This is a genomic window from Lysinibacillus sp. GbtcB16 (genome assembly GCF_019091145.1).
Classification (GTDB): domain Bacteria; phylum Bacillota; class Bacilli; order Bacillales_A; family Planococcaceae; genus Lysinibacillus; species Lysinibacillus fusiformis.
Genome location: NZ_JAGXJV010000001.1, coordinates 420191 through 439324, shown reverse-complemented (window position 1 = coordinate 439324; position 19134 = coordinate 420191). Strand labels below are relative to the sequence as shown.

Sequence of the window (19134 nt, the reverse complement as noted above, 5' to 3'; positions counted from 1 at the left end):
TTTAAGCCTCCTCTTTCGCAGCTTCTTCTCGCATCATTCGCATCGCACATTGTGCAGCTTGCTGCTCGGCTTCTTTTTTCGATTTTCCTCGACCTATACCAAGCTCTTGTCCGTTCAGTAAGACACTTGATACAAAGGTACGATTATGTGCAGGACCTTTTTCATCAATGATTTCATAATGAAGAAGTCCATTATTCGTTTGCTGTACCATTTCTTGCAATTGGCTTTTAAAATCCATCACATGCGAAAAAGCACCGACTTCTACTTTTGGGAACACGATACGTTCTAAAAATGACACGACCGTTTGTAAATCCTGATCTAAATATAGGGCACCTACAAATGACTCAAACACATCTGCAAGTAGTGCTGGGCGTTCCCGTCCACCTGTTAATTCTTCACCTTTTCCAAGTAAAACAAAGCGACCAAAGCCTAGTTCATTCGCAAAAATAACTAGAGATGGTTCACAAACAATGGATGCTCGTAACTTTGTTAACTCACCCTCGCTCATATTCGGGTATTTCTCAAAAAGATATTTAGAAACAGACAGTTCAAGTACTGCGTCTCCTAAAAATTCAAGACGCTCATTATCCGTAAATAACTTACGGCGATGCTCATTCACATAAGATGAATGCGTGAATGCTTGATACAATAAATTTTTATTAATAAATGTGATATTTAATTCATGCTGTAAAAGCTCGAATTGATTGCGTACTTTTTCAGGAAGTACGCCAGATTTCTGCATAGTTCCTTTTCTTTTCATAGCCATTGAACAAATCTGCCTTCCTAATAGTTTCTACCGTTTTAGTGTACCTTTTTCAAAGCGTTTATGCAAAAGTATTTCGGCATAAACACAATATTTTGGGAAATTTTTAGAAAATTCATTTCCAAATTCAATGAAGCCTTGGCACATTTGCGTCCGAATCGATCTTCGAGAGATAAATCCACTGTATAATTGACACAAAAAAGGGACGTCCATAGATCGTAAACCGATCTATTTCGCCCCCTTTGAATACATCTTGTCTATTAGATCTGCTTCACTGTAAAGAAAAGCAGTAAACTATTTCTCCTTTATTCAACCAATCATCCATACCATTTGTATAATTACGATAACCATTACACCTATAAGGGTGATAAATTTCTGCTAAATAAAGTATAAACGAAATTAGTTTATTTTACTTTCGATGTATGAAATTGCAGAACCTACTGTTGAGATTTTTTCAGCATCTTCATCAGAAATTTCCATATCGAATTCGTCTTCAAGCTCCATTACAAGCTCAACTACGTCTAATGAGTCAGCACCTAAATCATCACGGAAAGAAGCTTCAAGTGTTACTTCGCTTTCTTCAACACCTAAACGGTCCACGATTACTTTTGTTACGCGTTCTAATACTGTAGACAAATGATTCACCTCCCCTCAAATGATTATACAAAAAATTAGCGCCTATGCCTAATTCAAATTACATGACCATACCACCGTCTATATGAAGTGTTTGTCCTGTCATATAGTTAGCGTCTTCAGATGCAAGGAAAACGACTGCCTTAGCAATATCTTCCGGCTGCCCTAGTTTCGCAAGTGGGATTTGTGTTAACATCCCTTGTTTAATATCTTCTGGTAACTGATCAGTCATTTCAGTTTCAATAAAGCCAGGTGCAATAGCGTTGACTAAAATATTACGTGACGCTAATTCCTTCGCAGTTGTTTTTGTTAACCCAATAACACCTGCTTTAGCTGCAACATAGTTTGCTTGGCCCGCATTTCCGGCTACGCCAACAATCGATGAAATATTGATAATACGACCAGCACGTTGCTTCATCATTTGGCGCGTTACCGCTTTGGTACATAGGAAAACACCCTTAAGATTTGTATCTAATACATCATCCCATTCATCTTCCTTCATGCGCATAAGTAAATTATCTCTTGTAATACCAGCATTATTCACTAAAATATCAAGGGAGCCAAATGTTTTCACAGCAGTATCCATTAAGGCTGTCACTTCTTCTGTTTGAGAAACGCTAGCTTGTACAGCAATTGCCTCGCCACCGCCCTCTTGAATTATAGCAACCACTTCTTCAGCTTTTGCTTGCGAGCCGCTATAGTTCACGACAACTTTTGCACCCTCGTCAGCAAGTTTTAATGCTATAGCACGACCAATTCCTCGTGAAGCTCCTGTTACAACAACTACTTTTCCTTCAAGTTTACGCATTGATTGACCACTCCTTTGACGCTTCTAAAACCGCTTCTAGCGATGCCTCATCATAGACACAATAGGCAGTAACAGAGCGATCGATTTTTTTCAAGAGACCACTTAATACTTTACCTGGGCCACATTCAATAAAGACATCCACACCTTGTGCAATCATTTCGCGCATAGAGGCCTCCCATTGTACAGCACTATAAACCTGTTCAACAAGCTCTTGTTGAATGGCTGGAACATCCATTAACTCCTTCGCCATAACGTTCCCTACAACAGGAATTTGCGGAGCAGCTAAAGTAACATTCGCCAACGCCGCTTCCAACTTTTCTGAAGAAGGTCGCATTAGCTCAGAATGGAATGGACCACTTACAACTAATGGTATAGCACGCTTAGCCCCAGCTTCTTTTGCCGCACTTGATGCCTTCTCTACACCCTCTTTTGTACCTGAAATAACAATTTGCCCCGGACAATTAACATTGGCTACCTGCACAGGTTCCCCTGCAGCTGACACTTGCTCAGTTACTTCATTTAACGCTTCTAATTCCATACCTAAAATGGCTGCCATAGCACCTTGTCCAGCAGGTACAGCTTCATTCATATATAGCCCACGTTTATGCACAGTCTTCACTGCATCTTCAAAGGACATGACACCCGCTATGACCAATGCGCCGTATTCTCCAAGAGAATGACCTGCTGCATAATGAGGTTGAATTCCTGCTGCACGTAGCTTCTCTGCTACCATTACCCCAGTAGTAAGTAGTGCTGGCTGAGCATGATATGTTAATGTTAATTCCTCTACTGGACCTTCTAACATAAGCTTAGATAGCTCCAATTCAAGAGCTTGATCTGCACGATTATAGAAGGCTCTACTTTCCGCAGTATTTTCAACAAACTCTTGCCCCATTCCTACTACTTGCGAACCTTGTCCTGGAAAAATAAATGCAATTTTCGTCATTTGAATAGTCCCCTTTGTCTAATCAATTTCTATGTGGCGTACTGTCTCTGTAATTGTCGAAATAACAGTATGTTCTACCATTGTGTTTGCTTGGCGGATAGCACTAAAAATCGCTTTCGCATTAGATGATCCATGCGCCTTTATAACGGGTGCTTGTAAGCCAAACAAGCCTGCACCACCATATTCTGTATAGTCCATTTTATGTTTTAAGTCACGTAAATTATTTTTCATAAGAACAGCTGAGATCTTCGTTTTTGTTGAAGACATAAACGCCTCTTTTAACATGGAAAATAAAGCACCTGCCGTACCTTCAATTGACTTCAGCACCATATTTCCTGTAAAGCCATCCGTAACAACAACATCAGCTACTCCTTCAAGTAAATCACGTGCCTCTACATTACCAATAAAATTCAAATCCGCTTCCTTTAATAAATCAAAGGCTGCTTTTGTTAATTCATTTCCTTTTTTATCTTCTGTACCGATATTTAATAGACCGATTCTAGGTTTTTGTAAGCCGCCAACTTTCTTCGCATAAATATCGCCCATAATAGCATATTGCACTAAATGTTCTGGTCGGGCATCTGCATTTGCACCTAAATCAAGCATTAAAAAGCCCTTCCCATCAAGTGTTGGTAATGTTGTAGCTAGAGCTGGTCGGGCAATTCCCTCAATACGACCTACTTTAAACAAACCACCTGCCATTAAAGCGCCAGTATTTCCTGCTGACAGACAAGCATCTGCTCTACCCTCATCCACTGCGTCCATCATGCGCGCCATGGAAGAATCCTTTTTTCTACGAACTGCACGTGCTGGATCGTCCGTTCCTTCAACGACTTCCTCACAATGTACGATCGTTAATCGATCATGTTGTTTTAAAAATGGCTCAAGCTTCTCTTGCTGTCCATATAATTGAATTTCTAAATTTGGAATTTGCTCTAATGCTAAAAGTGCACCTTCAATTACTGATTTTGGAGCATTGTCTCCACCCATTCCATCAAGCGCTAATTTCATTATTACTCACCTTTACCTTTCGTACGGTACATATCAAATTCACCAACAAAAACGGTTTCACCATTAACAGTAGATGTTACCTCGACTTTTGTCCGATGATTTTTATCATCTCGTCCGACAACAATCGCTTTTGTAATAACACGATTTCCAGCACGAACAGGTTTCACAAACGTAATAGTAGAATGGACTGTCAATGCTAGTTCATCGTTAATAACGGCTACCGCTAAGGAGTTTGCTTGCGCGAACAAATGATGTCCACGTGCGATGCCGTTGCGCTGGAAAACATGTTCTTCTTTCACATCAAAAATCGAAAGTGCTCGATTATCTAATTCAATATCAACAATTTCCCCGATGATTTCATCAATCGGTAGAGATTTCACTTCATTTTCATAGTTTTTTGAAGCGACGTCTTTAATACGCTCTCGTAATTCTGGTATGGATAATTCCATACGGTCTAAACGAATTGTTTGAACACTTACCTGAAACTGTGTTGCTAGCTGTTCATCTGTGACGAATGGATTTTCAGCTATCGTTTCAGATAGTAGTCGCTGTCGTTCTTTTTTTGTTCGTCTCAACATCATTCGCCACCTTTTGAGTTGTTATTAGCACTTGGTACTAATATCAGTATATAGAGGTTAAAAAAAGAATGCAAGACTTGTTTTGAAATCAAGTCCTGCATTCTCCGCATGAATCTTCGTACACTTATTAATCAAAGCGCTCCCCTTGCAAAACGCCAGAATCTTCTAACATTTCGCGCAAGTATCGATAGTCATCACCATACCAAAAGTCATCGGTTTCAAGCATCGTCGTAGCATCCTTTCGAGCGGTCTCAAGAATCCGGTAATCATGTACTAAATCAGCTACTTTGAAATCTGGTAGACCACTTTGCTTACGTCCAAAGAAATCCCCTGGTCCTCGCAACTCTAAGTCTTTCTCAGCTAAGCGGAAACCATCATTTGTTTCTGTCATAGACTGCATCCGCTCTTTCCCCTCGTCAGACTTAGGATCAGCCAGTAAAATACAATAGGATTGATGTTCACCTCGTCCTACACGTCCTCGTAGCTGGTGCAATTGTGCTAAACCAAAGCGTTCAGCGTCATAGACAATCATAAATGTAGCATTCGGTACATTCACCCCTACCTCAACGACTGTCGTAGAAACTAAAACCTGTATGGACCCATCACTAAAAGCACGCATAACAGCATCCTTCTCATCTGCGGATAAACGTCCGTGCATTAGACCAACTTGATAGCGTCCAGTAAAATATGTTGCTAGCTGCTCATAGATTTCAACTGCATTTTGAACATCCAGTTTATCTGATTCCTCAATAAGAGGGCAAATGGCATAGGCCTGCCTTCCAGCGGCTAGCTCTCCTTCTAGTTTTGATATAACCGAACCGAATTGTTCTTTTTTCATCCAATGGGTTTCAATCTGCTTACGTCCTGCCGGCATTTCATCAATCATCGACACATCCATTTCCCCAAACGCTGTAATGGCAAGTGTTCTCGGAATTGGAGTGGCTGTCATAAAGAGCACATCCGGGTTTTCCCCTTTATCTCTCAAGATGCGACGTTGTTCAACACCAAAACGATGTTGCTCATCGGTAATAACAAAACCTAGATTTTTAAAAATAACATCAGGCTGGATTAAGGCATGTGTACCGATCACAATATCGAGCTCTCCATTCGCCAAGTCTGCTAGTATAACACGGCGCTCCTTCGTTTTGGTTGAACCAGATAATAAAGCTACACGAACGCCAAATGGTTGGAACCATTCTAGCAAGTTCTCCAAGTGTTGCTCTGCTAAAATTTCTGTTGGTGCCATTAAAGCCCCTTGAAAACCTGCTGATACTGCAGCGTATAGACCTATAGCTGCCACCACTGTTTTCCCCGAACCTACATCACCTTGTAATAAGCGATTCATTCGATGTGGCTCCTTCAAATCTTTACAAATTTCATTGACAACACGTTTTTGAGCATTGGTTAATTCATACGGTAACGCTGCGATAAATTCACGTAGCAAATGCACATCATATTGAATGACAGTTCCTTGTTCATTTTCCTTCCGTACCTTACGTAACGCCTGCATACGTAATTGAAAATTTAATAGCTCTTCATAAGCAAAACGTCTTCTCGCTTGTTTAGCATGTTGTGCATCTAGCGGAAAATGAATACCCTCCAAGCCTTCCTGTATAGGCACAAGCTTATAGGAATCCTGCAAATATTGTGGAATAGCATCCGGCAAATTAGCGCCATAATCGTCCAATACTTGTCGCATATATTTCCGAAATCTTTTTTGTTGAATCAAACCTTTCAGGCTATAGACAGGTTCAAAGTCTACTTGATCGGTTTTAGGGCCAAATGTCACCGTTGTGCCATTGATGACCTGTCTCCCACGATCCCATTTCCCCGTCACAGTAATAATAGAGCCGGGTATAAGTTTTTGTTTTAAGTAGCCTTGATTAAAAAACACCACTTTCACTAAGTGGCGGCCAGCCAAAACGGTTACCTGTAAACGTGATTTATTGCGGCCTAAAAATAAGACGGTCGGCTCACGTTCTACTTTACATTCGACTGTAACACGCTCATTGTGCGGTGTTTGTGCTAAATCCTTCAAACGAAAATCTTCATGACGATGTGGAAACGTCCATAATAAATCAGCAATCGTGTCAATGCCTAGTGTTTCAAGATGCGTTGCTGTTTCTTTCCCAATACCTTTTAATTCGGTAACAGGATTATTTAAATCAGTCACTTATCTCTCAACTCCCTTCATTGATTCTTAACATTTTTTCTATGTAGCCTTCCTAGCTCTCTCTATCCAATGTATCATAAAATCCATTCGTTGCCGTAAATAAACAATCATTAGCAAAAACCCTACCACTAACTGATAGGGTTATGCATATGGACTGTTCATCACGCTTAATAATTCATAATAATTTCAATAAAAAGCTTAATCGCGTCCGGGAATACATCTTCATCTAAATCAAACCTCGGGTGATGATGTGGATATTTGCTTTTTTCTCCCCCCATGCCTACAAAGATAAACGCGCCAGGTTTATGTTTTAGATAGTAAGCAAAATCCTCTCCACCCATTACAGGATCAACAAGTTTAAATACATTCTCCCCAAAGTTTTCTCGAACAATAGATCCCACAAAGTGAGATTCCTTAGAATCATTAATAAGGGGAGGCGTCCCTAAAATAAAGTCGATTTTCCCTTGTGCACCGAAGGCACCACAAATTCCTTCTGTTAATTTCACCATCTTTGCTTGGATGGTATGGACTGTTTCAGGTGTCAATGCACGAATCGTCCCAATTAATTTTGCAGAGTCTGGAATGATGTTATAAGTCGTACCAGCTTGAATACTACCTACAGTAATAACGCCTGCCTCAATGGGATTTAAATTTCGACTGATAATACTTTGAAAAGATTGCATAACATGGCTCGCAATATAAATAGGATCCACAGTTTCATGCGGCATGGAGCCATGCCCACCATATCCTTGAATTTCTATTTCAAAATCATCGACAGAAGCCATCATAGGACCATATGTTAAGCCTATTTTCCCTTTTTCTAAGCCTTGCCATAAATGAATACCAAAAATTGCATCAACACCTTCTAGAACACCATTCTGAATTAAAAAATCTGCCCCGCTTGGTGTAATTTCCTCGGCTGATTGGAATATGAGTATGACATTCGGTTCTATCTTTTCCTTATTCATCGAAATCCACTCAGCAACTGCTAATAGGATAGCTGTATGGCCATCATGACCACACATATGTGCTATACCTGGTCGTTGAGAGATATAGGGCTTGTCACCTTCTTCTACTATTGGTAGAGCATCTATATCCGCTCGTAAGGCGATTGTTTTCCTACCTTTCGTCCCTTCAACCATAGCTACTACACTTGGAGGATTAAAATCCAAAATTTTTATTTGAAGTTGCTCTAATCTTTTGCGAATAAATTGACATGTTTCATATTCCTGGCCTGACAGCTCTGGATATTGATGAAGATAACGACGATCTTCTATTGCTTGTTCTGTCAAACATTTCAAATTAGTGATATCCATAAAAAAACTCCTTTAATATGCCCCTAAAACCCATCTAATGATTTGTATCTCGTACCCATTCATTATACTAAAAACACTCTTAATTGAACCAACGTAAAAACATGCTACCTGATAAGATAGCATGTTTTTCATGTTTTATTGGATAGCTTTAATACTTTGTAATCCACCATTTTCGAGAATGGCCTTGCTAATTGATTTACCTGTTGGCGTTGCGGCTAAACCACCGCGTGCCGTCTCTTTCAGGTTTGGACTCATAGATTGTCCAATGCGATACATCGCTCCAATTACTTCATCACATGGAATTCGGCTTGTCACACCTGCAAGCGCCATATCTGCTGCTACAAGAGAGTTAGCAGCGCCCATAGCATTCCGTTTCACACATGGTACTTCCACTAAGCCTGCTACTGGATCACAAACAAGGCCAAGCATATTTTTTAACGTAATCGCAAATGCTTCTGAACATTGTTGCGGTGTTCCGCCAGCCATCTCAACGATAGCTGCCGCAGCCATACCTGCTGCTGAACCAACCTCTGCTTGGCAGCCACCTTCAGCACCTGAGATGGAAGCATTATTAGCCACAACAAAGCCAAATGCACCTGATGTAAATAAATAACGAATCATTTGCTCACGCGTTGGATTTAGTTTATTTTTTACCGCAAAAAGAGTTCCTGGTACAACCCCAGCTGAACCTGCTGTTGGCGTTGCACAAATTGTTCCCATTGCTGCATTGACTTCATTGGTTGCAACCGCTTTACTTACTGCATCTAATAATAAATCACCTGATAATGATTTTCCTTGTGCAATGTAATTTTGAAGTAATACGGCGTCCCCACCTGTTAAACCTGTAACAGATTGTACACCTTGTAAGCCGCGTTCTACCGCTTCTTCCATCACCGTTAGGTTTCGATCCATTTGTTGAATGATTTCTTCTCGTGTTCTGCCAGTTATCAACATTTCCTGTTCAATCATAATTTCTGATATTAATTTATCTTCCTGTTCTGCTCGTTCCACAAGCTCGCGAACATTATGAAATAAAACGTCCATCTTGGGACACCCCCTTAGTTATTAATCTTTGATACTTTTGTAATATATGGGATTAATGAAATCTGCTGTAGTACTTTGTCTTCTATATTTTGATCGACTTCAATAACCATTAAAGCCGTTAAACCTCGTTCTATACGTGATACTTCCATATGTCCAATATTAACTTCGTGCATCGCTAAGCAATTGGCTACGTTCGCTATGCAGCCAGCACGGTCATCATGTACCACAAGGATTGCTGGCATACCACCTGTTAAACGTAATTTAAAGCCATTTACTTCACTTACTTCTATTTTACCGCCACCAATAGAAATACCGACGACAGACATTTCACCTTCATCGTCTCCAATAACTAGACGTGCCGTATTTGGATGCTCCGTATTAGCTGTTTCTGGAATAAATTCATATTCCAACCCTGCATTTTCTGCCTCTTCAAATGCCGTTTTAATACGTTCATCAAATGTATCGTAGTTCAATAAGCCTCCAACGATTGCAACATCTGTCCCATGCCCTCTATACGTTTCTGCGAACGAACCATATAAATGAATTTTCGCCCACTTAGGTTGTCTACCAAATAAATCCCTTGCAACTCGTCCGATACGAGCTGCCCCTGCCGTATGAGAGGAGGAAGGCCCAATCATGACTGGCCCAATAATATCAAAAACCGAAGTAAATTTCATACAAACACCCCTCTATTCTATTCCTATAATAATATTTATATTTACTTATATCATGCTTGATAGTTACCACAAAAGTAAAGTATTTAATTTGTCAGCTTTCAGAAAATTACCACTACTATAATTTGTAGCCAATCGAGATATGTTATACATTGTCCATAACGTGTGCACACTTAATGAAAATCGTTGATATTCCAATATTTCCATTTTTTATATCCTCTACATACGTACATTTAACTATGAATAGTACGTATGTTTACGACTAAATATAGATAATACTCTCTTTGTAGCATAAACAAAAGCAGTACACATTTTGTGCACTGCTTTCTTTACGGAATAGCAAAGTAGCATGTAATTATTCTACCGAAATAATATATGGGTATAACCCTTGTTTTCCATTAAATAATTCTACTTCTACGTCTGGATAGTTCTTCTCAATGAATGCTACTAACTCTGTAGCATCTTGTTCAGTTGTATCCTCTCCATAAATGACTGTTACAATTTCAGCATCCTCATCAACTAAATCAACGACTACTTTTTCAGCTGCATCTTTTAAAGCTGGTGTAGAAAGGACAATTTTCCCTTCTGCTAACGCCATAAAATCATCTTTATGGATTTCAACACCATCAATAGATGTATCACGCACAGCATAAGTTACTTGACCCGTCTTTACATTGGCAAATGCATCCGTCATTGTCTTTTTATTTATGTCTACAGCCGCTTCAGGATTAAACGCTAAAATTGCAGCCATACCTTGCGGAATTGTCTTCGTTGGGACAACTGCTGCTTCAATTTCTAAAAGCTCAACAGCTTGCTCTGCAGCCATCACTATATTTTTATTATTAGGTAGAATTAAAACTTTTTCTGCACCAATTTCTTGTACTGCTTTAACGATATCTTCTGTTGAAGGGTTCATCGTTTGACCACCTTCAATGACATAAGATGCACCGATCGAACGCAATAATCCTGCAACACCCTCACCCATCGCAATTGTTACAATAGCATAGGGATGTTTTTCCAATTTTTTCGTTGTCGTAGGTGCCTTATGTTCTTCACCGACGATAGCTGAATGTTGTTCACGCATATTATCGACTTTTATTTTCATAAGACTACCATATTTTTGTCCAATTGATAAAACAGAGCCTGGTTGCTCAGAATGGATATGAACCTTGGCAATTTCTTCATCTGAAATAACAAGTAAAGAATCACCTAAAGGACTTAATTCTTGACGGAATTGCTCCTCATTAAATGGCTCTTTCCCATCTTCTAAACGTACCATTATTTCTGTACAATAGCCAAATTCAATATCTTCAGTTTTCATAAAGTCTTGAGCTCTATGATGCTCCGCATTGATTAAATCATCTAATGTCGCATCATTTTTCTCAGGAAGAGGCTCGCCTTTTAAAGAAGCTAAAAACCCTTCATATACAAACAATAATCCTTGGCCACCACTATCGACAACCCCTACCTCTTTTAAAACAGGTAATAAATCCGGTGTTCGATCTAGCGATGCCTTTGCCTCTACAGTAAAAGCTTCCATTATCGCAATGATATCGGTTTCAGTTTCTGCCACTTCTACGCCTTTTTTCGCCGCTTCTCGAGCAACCGTTAAAATAGTTCCTTCAACAGGTTTCATGACTGCTTTATATGCTGTATCTACCCCAGCTTGGAAGGCACCTGCAAAACCTTTCGCATCAATTGTTGCTTCTTTTTCAATGAATTTTCCAAATCCACGGAATAATTGTGATAGGATTACACCTGAATTTCCACGCGCACCCATTAATAAACCTTTTGATAAGGCCTGTGCCGTTTTACCAATATGCTCTGAAGCATAAAGCTCAGTTTCCTTTGCACCAGATGTCATCGATAAGTTCATATTTGTCCCTGTGTCACCATCCGGTACCGGGAAAACATTTAATGAATCTACATAATTTGCATTTTGGAATAGGTGATGCGCACCCATTTTTACCATTTCTGCAAACTTTATACCGTCTAAAGACTGCATTCGATTTAGTTCCTCCTCTTAATTCGCTACACGAACGCCCTGTACAAAGATATTGACAGATTTTACGCTCATACCCAATGTTTTATCTACTGTATATTTCACTTTCGACTGTACTTGGTAAGCAACTTCCGAAATTTTTGTCCCGTAACTAACAATAATGTACATATCAATATGTAAATCGTCGTCTTGTTGTCGAATCACAACACCTTTTGCGAAGTTTTCTTTACGTAAAATATCAGTTAGACCATCACGAATTTGATGTTTTGATGCCATGCCAACAATCCCGTAGCATTCTACAGCAGCACCACCAGCAATTTGTGCAAGTACATCTGTTGAAATATCAATTTGGCCGAATTCACTGTTTAATTCAATTGACATAGAAATGCCCCCTTGGCTCTTTTTGACTAAACTATATTGTAACACTTTCGTTGTAATTTAAGCAACCTAAGGGGGTAAAGAAAGGCTATGTAGCAACGTTTTGTGACTTTAAATCGACGTATTTACGAATTCATCAAAAATGGCGTTCTTACAATAAAATTTATTTCCTCCTAATTGTTTTATGACGTATAACGCTCGGTCAGCAAGCTTATAGCCTATTTATATATGCCCTTACCTCAAAATCTTATTAGGACACATGCCAATATGGCCTCTTTATATTTATCTTAAACATCACAGTCCATTCTAGATATAAAAAAGTTGATACTATGAAAGCATCAACTTTATATTGCATTAAATTAAATTTTTTATAAGGGTATCGATCATAACTGGCATTTCTTTAAAGGCACTATCCACATGTAATCTTTCTGTTTTTTGGTGCGCATCCTTACCAAATGGTCCTACATTTAAGACCGGCCCTTGTAAAGCGGTCATTTCTTTAAATGGAATACTATACGTATCCCCCCATACAGGTGTATTGCGTTCGAAGGCTAACCATTCATCTGATTCATCTGTATAGTTCACATAGCTTAAATCACAAATTCCATTAAAATAATGGATTTGTTCCACCTCAACATCGAAAGTTTGCGCCGTTTTCTTCATTAACTCAATCGATTTTATAATAAGTGGATGAGTGGATGAATTAATAGCAGGGTAATAAGGTGGAGCATATAACAGGACAGTAGCTGGTGCTAATTCCTGACAACGTATCATAAGCTGATCAACGATGCGTATTGACTTTTCACGATCATCCCACGTACTATGCTGAAGCACTTGAGATTTGATAGAATCGACTTCGGCAGCTCCCAGTTTCCGGATGGCATGTTCTAAGAGAGCCTCATATCGCAATACTTTGATTGTCCCAACACCTTGTACTTTTTCTCGTTTGCAAATTTGCATATACTGTTCGTTACAGGCCGTCATTGCTTCACATGCGACCTGTTCAAATATATCCATCACTTCTGCTGCTGTACGTTTTAATAAAAATACATTGTACAGAGCCGCAGCACGATATGGCGTTTGTGTAGAATATTCCATTTTCAAATCTTTTAGCTGTAAAGAGACTGGTAGTGGTGTACTCTCTCCTAAATCTGTTTCGCGGAAAAGAGGATTCCACTCCATATGCTGCGTCATATAAGATGCAATGAAATTTGCTGTCATTCCCTTTAAAGGCTCACCGACATGTGTTTCCTTCCCATAAAACAGTGCGGCGGGCATTATCTTACCAATGGTGCCTGAGTAAATATATTCATTCGTATCAGATGGTCCTTGTGAAAAAGACGGTTCACTATTTAAAAATAATTGATACGTTAAATCATACTGTTCTCGTATTCTTACAAGCTCCACTACAGCAGCTCTCATTCCTGCTGAATTTACTTCTTCATCGGGAACCGTCGTTAAAATCAGGTTGATTGGCCATTGCTCGAAGCTTGCCTTTTCAATTAGCTGCATGTGTAATGCCAACCCCATTTTCATATCCATTGTGCCACGACCAAACAAATAATTGCCTGATTCCAAATCCAATCTAGCAGTTTCTGGTAAATCCTTTTTGTACTTAGGCTCCATCAGCTTTTTAGTCAATTCCTCTGGGAAAACAGCTAGAGGCTCTAACTCTCCATATTCTTCCGTATGCACTGTATCAAAGTGACTAATTAGCACTACCGTGTCGGTTGCAGCGGGATGTTTATATAGTGCCGTTACAGCGTTTCTTCCTAAACCAGCCTCATGCAATTCAATCAACTCAGGATGCTTATTGAAATATGGAAGCGCCATCAATTTATTTTTCAATTTATAGGCAAATTCATTTTCACCCTCAGTCAATGTTCTACTGTCCCAGCTGACAATTTCGCAAAGTAGTGCTCGCAGTTTTTCTGGTGTATTCCACATATAATTATCCATAAAAATTCTCCTTTAAATCTCATTCGTTTAAGGTTCTTAACGAATATCTAATGACTCTTCATTTTCGGTATCTGTAGTAGCCATAGGTGCTTTCTTTAATTTCAATCGATAAAAAATCATACAAGCCATAAAGAAGCCAATGCCATACAATAGGCCGATTCTTTGCGTTGGATCAAATGCTAAAAAGATCAGAATAACTAAACAAAAGAAAATACAAAATATCGGTATTAATGGAAATAAAGGAGTCTTAAATTTTAAATCAGCTAAATTTCCACCCGACTTAATATAACGATAGCGGAACATTAATTGTGAAGCGCAAATCCCCATCCATGAAATCGTGACAGATATTCCTGCAATCGACATTAATAAAACAAATACCGCATCTGCTTCCATCACACTTGTTAGTAATGATAAGAGTGAGAAAACCATTGTAAAGATCAGTGCATTTAGTGGCACTTTATTTTTAGTAAGGCGACCAAATAATTTTGGTGCCATTCCCTCATGAGACATCGAGAACAATAAACGAGTTGACGCATATAAACATGAATTACCAACGGATAGAATCGCTGTTAAAATAACAAAATTCATGATACCAGCTGCATAGGGAACACCCGCCAAATTCATCAACGTGACAAATGGACTTTCCATTAGGCCAAGCTCTGATGATGGGAAAATGGCTGATAATACAATAATAGAAGCAATATAAAAAACAATAATTCTAAAAAGTATTGTCCGGATAGCTCTTGGAATATTTTTTTCGGGATTTTCGGTTTCACCAGCTGCAATTCCCACAAGCTCTGACCCTTGATATGAGAAAATAACATTCATCATCGTGACAAAAATAATGGTAATACCTGCTGGGAATAAGCCAGATGGTGCTAAATTTGTGAGATGAGGTGTTGGACGATCTGCTAACGGAATCAATCCAAAAATAGCCGCCCCACCGATTATGATAAAGGCAATAACTGCGACTACTTTAATACTCGCAAACCAAAATTCTGCTTCAGCAAACCCCTTTGTAGTTAAGGCATTTAAGACAAATAAAAGAACCATAAATACAGCACACCATATCCAAATAGGTATATCTGGAAACCAATGCTGCATTAAAATTCCGGCAGCTGTAAACTCCACTCCCGCTGTCGCTGCTGAACCGACAAAGTACATCCAGCCTAATGAAAATCCCGCTGAAGGGCTAATGAAACGAGTAGCATATGTTTGAAAGGAACCAGTAACAGGCATGTAAACAGCTAATTCCCCTAGACAGTTCATTACCATAAATAAAATTAACCCACCAAATAAATAACCAATCAGTGCTCCACCTGGACCTGCTTGATTAATGGTATAGCCTACATTTAAAAATAACCCTGTTCCGATAACCCCTCCAAGAGAAAGCATTAATAAGTGACGACTTTTCATTGAACGGTTTAATTGTTGATGGTGAACTTGATCCCCTTTATCCAACATTTATCCATCCCTCCCATATAATGTGAATTTATTGAATATTCTGATATATAAATAACAAAAGCACCCAACCAATTTATCATTTTTAAATTGATTGGGTTCAAGTAGTTTTACTTAAAAACGTAATGATAAGCAGCTTAAGCCACCATCATGTTTTCTAAATTCAGACATTTCAAGTTCAATCGTTTGATAACCTAGATCGAGTAATTTACGATTTGTGTCCGGGTATCCTGCTGGAATAATAATATAATCATTGACTTGAATACAGTTAGCAGAATATTCATCTTCCTTTGGAATAATAATTTTATCATAGGATTCAAATGCCGGATGATCTACGAACTCACCAGCTAGCACCATACGATTATCTCCTACATAAGCAATACCTGTTTTTAAATGGAAGAATTCTTTTAATGGGATAATCGTCGCCTCATACCCCTCTTGTTCAACGATTTCCTTAAATTGTTGTGCCCCTTCTTCATTTGTACGATCTGAAATTCCTACATAAAATTTCTTTTCAGCCTGTAATACGTCCCCTCCATCAAGCGTTCCAGATCCTTTTATATAATAAATTTTATCGTAAAATTGCTTTACAGCAGGTTCGATATCTTCAATTTCACGGTTACGGGCAGCAGCTCCTGGATTTGAGATGATAGCAAATTCTGGTGTTAAAACTGCTGTATCCTCCACAAATGTTGAGTCAGGAAATGCCTCATTCGCTGGTAATTGTGTTACTTCAACCCCACACTTTTTTAAAGCTTCTACATACTTGTCATGCTGCTCGTATAATTTCTCTAAAATCGGTTTTCCTAAATCACTAGTTGTTAAACCGTTTACAAAACTATTTCCTGGATTTTTAACAATAACATTTTTAAACATATTCTTTTCTCTCCTTTTATGCTCTTATTACCGGACAAGTCAGACATGTAGGTCCGCCTGTTCCTAATACCGAAATTTGTTGACCTTTATATTCAAATACCCTTGCACCAGCTTCAATTAGTTGCTGTTTTGTGACCGTGTTTCCTTCAGGAATAACACAAACTCTAGGTGCAAGCGCTAACACATTACAGCCAAGTGTATCGTATTCATCCTTTGGTACTTCCACTAACTGAATACCTCTTTCCACCAGTAGTTGGCGGAAAAATACAGGCATTAAACGGGAATGTACAACTGCTAAATCTTTATCAACCATACTAATGAAAGACATAAGGTGTAAGCATTCAGCTTCACCTAAATCATGTGGTAGCTGTACCACTATAAATTCATCTACCATTTCAGCTGTCATTTCTTTTAGCTGACGAATGGCCTCATCATTTGTTCGATAACCTCTCCCAACAGCAAGTGTTCGATCATCTAACCAAACAATGTCTCCACCATCTGCCACTGCATCTCCAGTGAGTTCTCCGATTATGGAAATACCCTTGTCCTTTAAAAATTCTTTGTAGATGGAAGCTTCTGGCTGTCTTAATTTTTTTCCAGACTTTAATAATATGGCACCGTTCGGCGTAAATTTGACTGGATCATGGGCATAAAGCGAGTCCAACCCTACCTCATCTGAAAGTGGTAGATAATCAATTGTGTCCACGTACTTCTTAAGAATCTCAACAAATTCTGCATATTCCTTTAATGCTTCTTCAAAGTTGGGCTCAGATAGGTAGTTAAAAGTTTTCCATTCATCACTAAGATGCTTCTGACTTCGAAAGGCATCTTTTGGATGTTTTACTATTACGTGTTTTAAAGGTGTATACATCGACGAGCAATAATGCATTCCCTTCACTCCTTTTCCGTGTAGTGGAAAACGTTTCCGTTTAGAGGAAAGTTTATATGAAAAATATATGCGTTTTATGTTATACTGTCAATATATTTAGAAAACTTTTATTTTTCATATTCTTTTCAAACTACTCTCAGTAAGCCCTGTTGAATTATGTCTAAATTTTTTAAAAAGGATATTCTCTTACTTTTTGTATTTAATGAACTCATGTCTCAGTAAGATTGGAACTAGACGTAGATAGAGAATAAAAATAAAATAGGAGAAAAGGAGGTAGGACAAATGCAATTATTAGAGCGGGCTATGACTATTGCGAAGGTTTTAGCTTCTGAAGCAAATGACAGTAGCTTGTCCATTTCGGAGCTTTCAACAAAATGTGATTTACCTCTAAGTACTTTACATAGAATTTTAAAAGCGATGATTAATCAAGGAATGATTGAGCAAGATGAACAAACTAAACATTATCGACTCGGGACCATTTGGATGGAACTCGGTTTGCAAGTCTATGATACGATGGATTATATTAGCAAAATCCGACCAGAGCTAGAGCGATTAGCAAGAGATGTTGAGGAAAGTGTCTATTTAAGTAAGCCAGCAGGCTTAGACACAATTATTATTGAAAGAATAGATAGCGCTGCCAATCCAATTCGTATTTATGACCAGCTGGGTATTCGTATACCGCTACATATTGGAGCAGCCAATAAAGCCATTCTCGCCTCTATGTCTGACGCACAATCAAAAGAAATATTAGAACAACTAGTCATGCAAGATGAAATGCCTGAACTGGAGGAGCAACTTCGTCAAATTCGACAACAAGGTTATGCGATTAGTCACGGAGAACGAACGGCTGGTACTTCCTCCATTGCCGTTTCCGTTTTAGATGGTTTTGGTGAAGTATTAGGAGCAGTAAGCATCGGTTTTGTCAGCTTTAATGTTTCTCAAGAGCACATTCAAACACTCATTGAACGTTTGGTAAATACCGGAAAACACATCTCACTGAAACTTGGTTATCGAGGAAAAGATTAGAAGAACTGCTTCCTTCAAAGAAAATCTATTTTTGTTCATCAATTTTGCCTGTAAAGGTTTTTTTCTTGAAAGGTTACGTGAAAACTATTGCACTGAACGCCATCGTATGTTAAATTATTATGGTATGTGAAATACCGAACTGAAATATAATAATCTTTCAGCATCAACAGTAAGGAGGGAATACAACATGCCAAAACAATGTGTAATCACTGGACGTAAAGCTCGTACTGGTAACAACCGTTCCCACGCTATGAACGCTAACAAACGTACTTGGGGTGCTAACCTTCAAAAAGTTCGTATCTTAGTTGACGGTAAACCAAAACGTGTATGGGTTTCTGCTCGTGCATTAAAATCAGGTAAAATCGAGCGCGTTTAATCGACGCTTCTAAAAAATCGATTTCGCTTTGAGCGTAAATCGATTTTTTTCTTTGGTTATAGAATGATTACTGCAGTAAAAATCTACATATAGCAAAGAATGAAAAAATCCGACTACTATTAGTCGGATTTTTTTACTTTCTTATCTTTTTTAAATAGGTTAATACACGTGCGCGTAATACTACTAACGAATTTCGGCAATTGGAACGTATATACTTTCAG

Annotated in this window: 19 protein-coding genes; 2 read left to right on the top strand and 17 right to left on the bottom strand. The window is 38.7% G+C overall.

Annotated features, from left to right (window positions below; genetic code table 11):
• Position 1: 1 nt before the first annotated feature.
• The 16 genes from rnc to KVT27_RS02065 form a co-directional block, all read right to left on the bottom strand.
• Complete coding sequence (gene rnc, locus KVT27_RS02140) at positions 2-766, bottom strand: ribonuclease III (RefSeq protein WP_012293239.1); 765 nt, start codon at positions 764-766, stop codon at positions 2-4.
• 396 nt (positions 767-1162) lie between these two features.
• Positions 1163-1399 carry an acyl carrier protein gene (gene acpP, locus KVT27_RS02135; RefSeq protein ID WP_008181678.1) on the bottom strand — a complete coding sequence of 79 codons (237 nt, stop codon included), beginning with the start codon at positions 1397-1399 and terminating at the stop codon, positions 1163-1165.
• A 58-nt stretch (positions 1400-1457) separates the two neighbouring features.
• Complete coding sequence (fabG, locus tag KVT27_RS02130; protein WP_036123934.1) at positions 1458-2204, bottom strand: 3-oxoacyl-[acyl-carrier-protein] reductase; 747 nt, start codon at positions 2202-2204, stop codon at positions 1458-1460.
• Positions 2197-3150 carry an ACP S-malonyltransferase gene (gene fabD, locus KVT27_RS02125; protein WP_217580589.1) on the bottom strand — a complete coding sequence of 318 codons (954 nt, stop codon included), beginning with the start codon at positions 3148-3150 and terminating at the stop codon, positions 2197-2199. Before fabD ends, fabG begins: the two co-directional genes overlap by 8 nt.
• Positions 3151-3168: 18 nt before the next feature.
• Positions 3169-4161: a phosphate acyltransferase PlsX gene (gene plsX / locus KVT27_RS02120; RefSeq protein WP_036123928.1), complete on the bottom strand. Its 993-nt coding sequence runs from the start codon at positions 4159-4161 to the stop codon at positions 3169-3171.
• Positions 4162-4163: 2 nt separating this feature from the next.
• Positions 4164-4736, bottom strand: coding sequence for a transcription factor FapR (gene fapR / locus KVT27_RS02115; RefSeq protein WP_025113910.1), 573 nt, complete (start codon positions 4734-4736; stop codon positions 4164-4166).
• A gap of 130 nt (positions 4737-4866) precedes the next feature.
• Positions 4867-6912, bottom strand: coding sequence for an ATP-dependent DNA helicase RecG (gene recG / locus KVT27_RS02110; protein ID WP_036123926.1), 2046 nt, complete (start codon positions 6910-6912; stop codon positions 4867-4869).
• A 167-nt stretch (positions 6913-7079) separates the two neighbouring features.
• Entirely contained in the window at positions 7080-8228 is a 1149-nt protein-coding gene (locus tag KVT27_RS02105) for a M20 metallopeptidase family protein (protein ID WP_217580587.1), read from the bottom strand.
• 135 nt (positions 8229-8363) lie between these two features.
• Complete coding sequence (gene sdaAA / locus KVT27_RS02100) at positions 8364-9272, bottom strand: L-serine ammonia-lyase, iron-sulfur-dependent, subunit alpha (RefSeq protein ID WP_217580585.1); 909 nt, start codon at positions 9270-9272, stop codon at positions 8364-8366.
• A 14-nt stretch (positions 9273-9286) separates the two neighbouring features.
• Positions 9287-9949 (bottom strand): L-serine ammonia-lyase, iron-sulfur-dependent subunit beta, encoded by a 663-nt coding sequence (gene sdaAB, locus KVT27_RS02095; RefSeq protein WP_036123920.1) that lies wholly within the window; start codon positions 9947-9949, stop codon positions 9287-9289.
• Positions 9950-10301: 352 nt separating this feature from the next.
• Positions 10302-11951 (bottom strand): DAK2 domain-containing protein, encoded by a 1650-nt coding sequence (locus KVT27_RS02090; RefSeq protein WP_217580583.1) that lies wholly within the window; start codon positions 11949-11951, stop codon positions 10302-10304.
• A gap of 18 nt (positions 11952-11969) precedes the next feature.
• Positions 11970-12329, bottom strand: coding sequence for an Asp23/Gls24 family envelope stress response protein (locus KVT27_RS02085; RefSeq protein ID WP_008173742.1), 360 nt, complete (start codon positions 12327-12329; stop codon positions 11970-11972).
• Between the two features lie 351 nt (positions 12330-12680).
• Positions 12681-14285 carry a M20/M25/M40 family metallo-hydrolase gene (locus KVT27_RS02080; protein WP_217580581.1) on the bottom strand — a complete coding sequence of 535 codons (1605 nt, stop codon included), beginning with the start codon at positions 14283-14285 and terminating at the stop codon, positions 12681-12683.
• 36 nt (positions 14286-14321) lie between these two features.
• Positions 14322-15749 carry an amino acid permease gene (locus tag KVT27_RS02075; protein WP_036147410.1) on the bottom strand — a complete coding sequence of 476 codons (1428 nt, stop codon included), beginning with the start codon at positions 15747-15749 and terminating at the stop codon, positions 14322-14324.
• 111 nt (positions 15750-15860) lie between these two features.
• On the bottom strand, positions 15861-16622 hold the full coding sequence (locus tag KVT27_RS02070) for a dimethylarginine dimethylaminohydrolase family protein (protein ID WP_036147407.1): 762 nt from the start codon (positions 16620-16622) through the stop codon (positions 15861-15863).
• Between the two features lie 16 nt (positions 16623-16638).
• Positions 16639-17511, bottom strand: coding sequence for a dimethylarginine dimethylaminohydrolase family protein (locus KVT27_RS02065; protein ID WP_036123906.1), 873 nt, complete (start codon positions 17509-17511; stop codon positions 16639-16641).
• Between the two features lie 282 nt (positions 17512-17793).
• On the opposite strand from KVT27_RS02065, the gene KVT27_RS02060 reads away from it, so the two are divergent.
• A complete protein-coding gene (locus KVT27_RS02060; RefSeq protein ID WP_036123904.1) occupies positions 17794-18537 on the top strand; it encodes an IclR family transcriptional regulator in 744 nt (247 codons plus the stop codon).
• A gap of 187 nt (positions 18538-18724) precedes the next feature.
• The gene (gene rpmB / locus KVT27_RS02055; RefSeq protein WP_004227417.1) at positions 18725-18913 is read left to right on the top strand and encodes a 50S ribosomal protein L28; all 189 of its coding nucleotides are present in this window, start codon (positions 18725-18727) and stop codon (positions 18911-18913) included.
• A gap of 119 nt (positions 18914-19032) precedes the next feature.
• Here the strand turns inward: rpmB and spoVM are convergent, their stop codons facing one another.
• A complete protein-coding gene (gene spoVM / locus KVT27_RS02050; protein ID WP_099805045.1) occupies positions 19033-19134 on the bottom strand; it encodes a stage V sporulation protein SpoVM in 102 nt (33 codons plus the stop codon).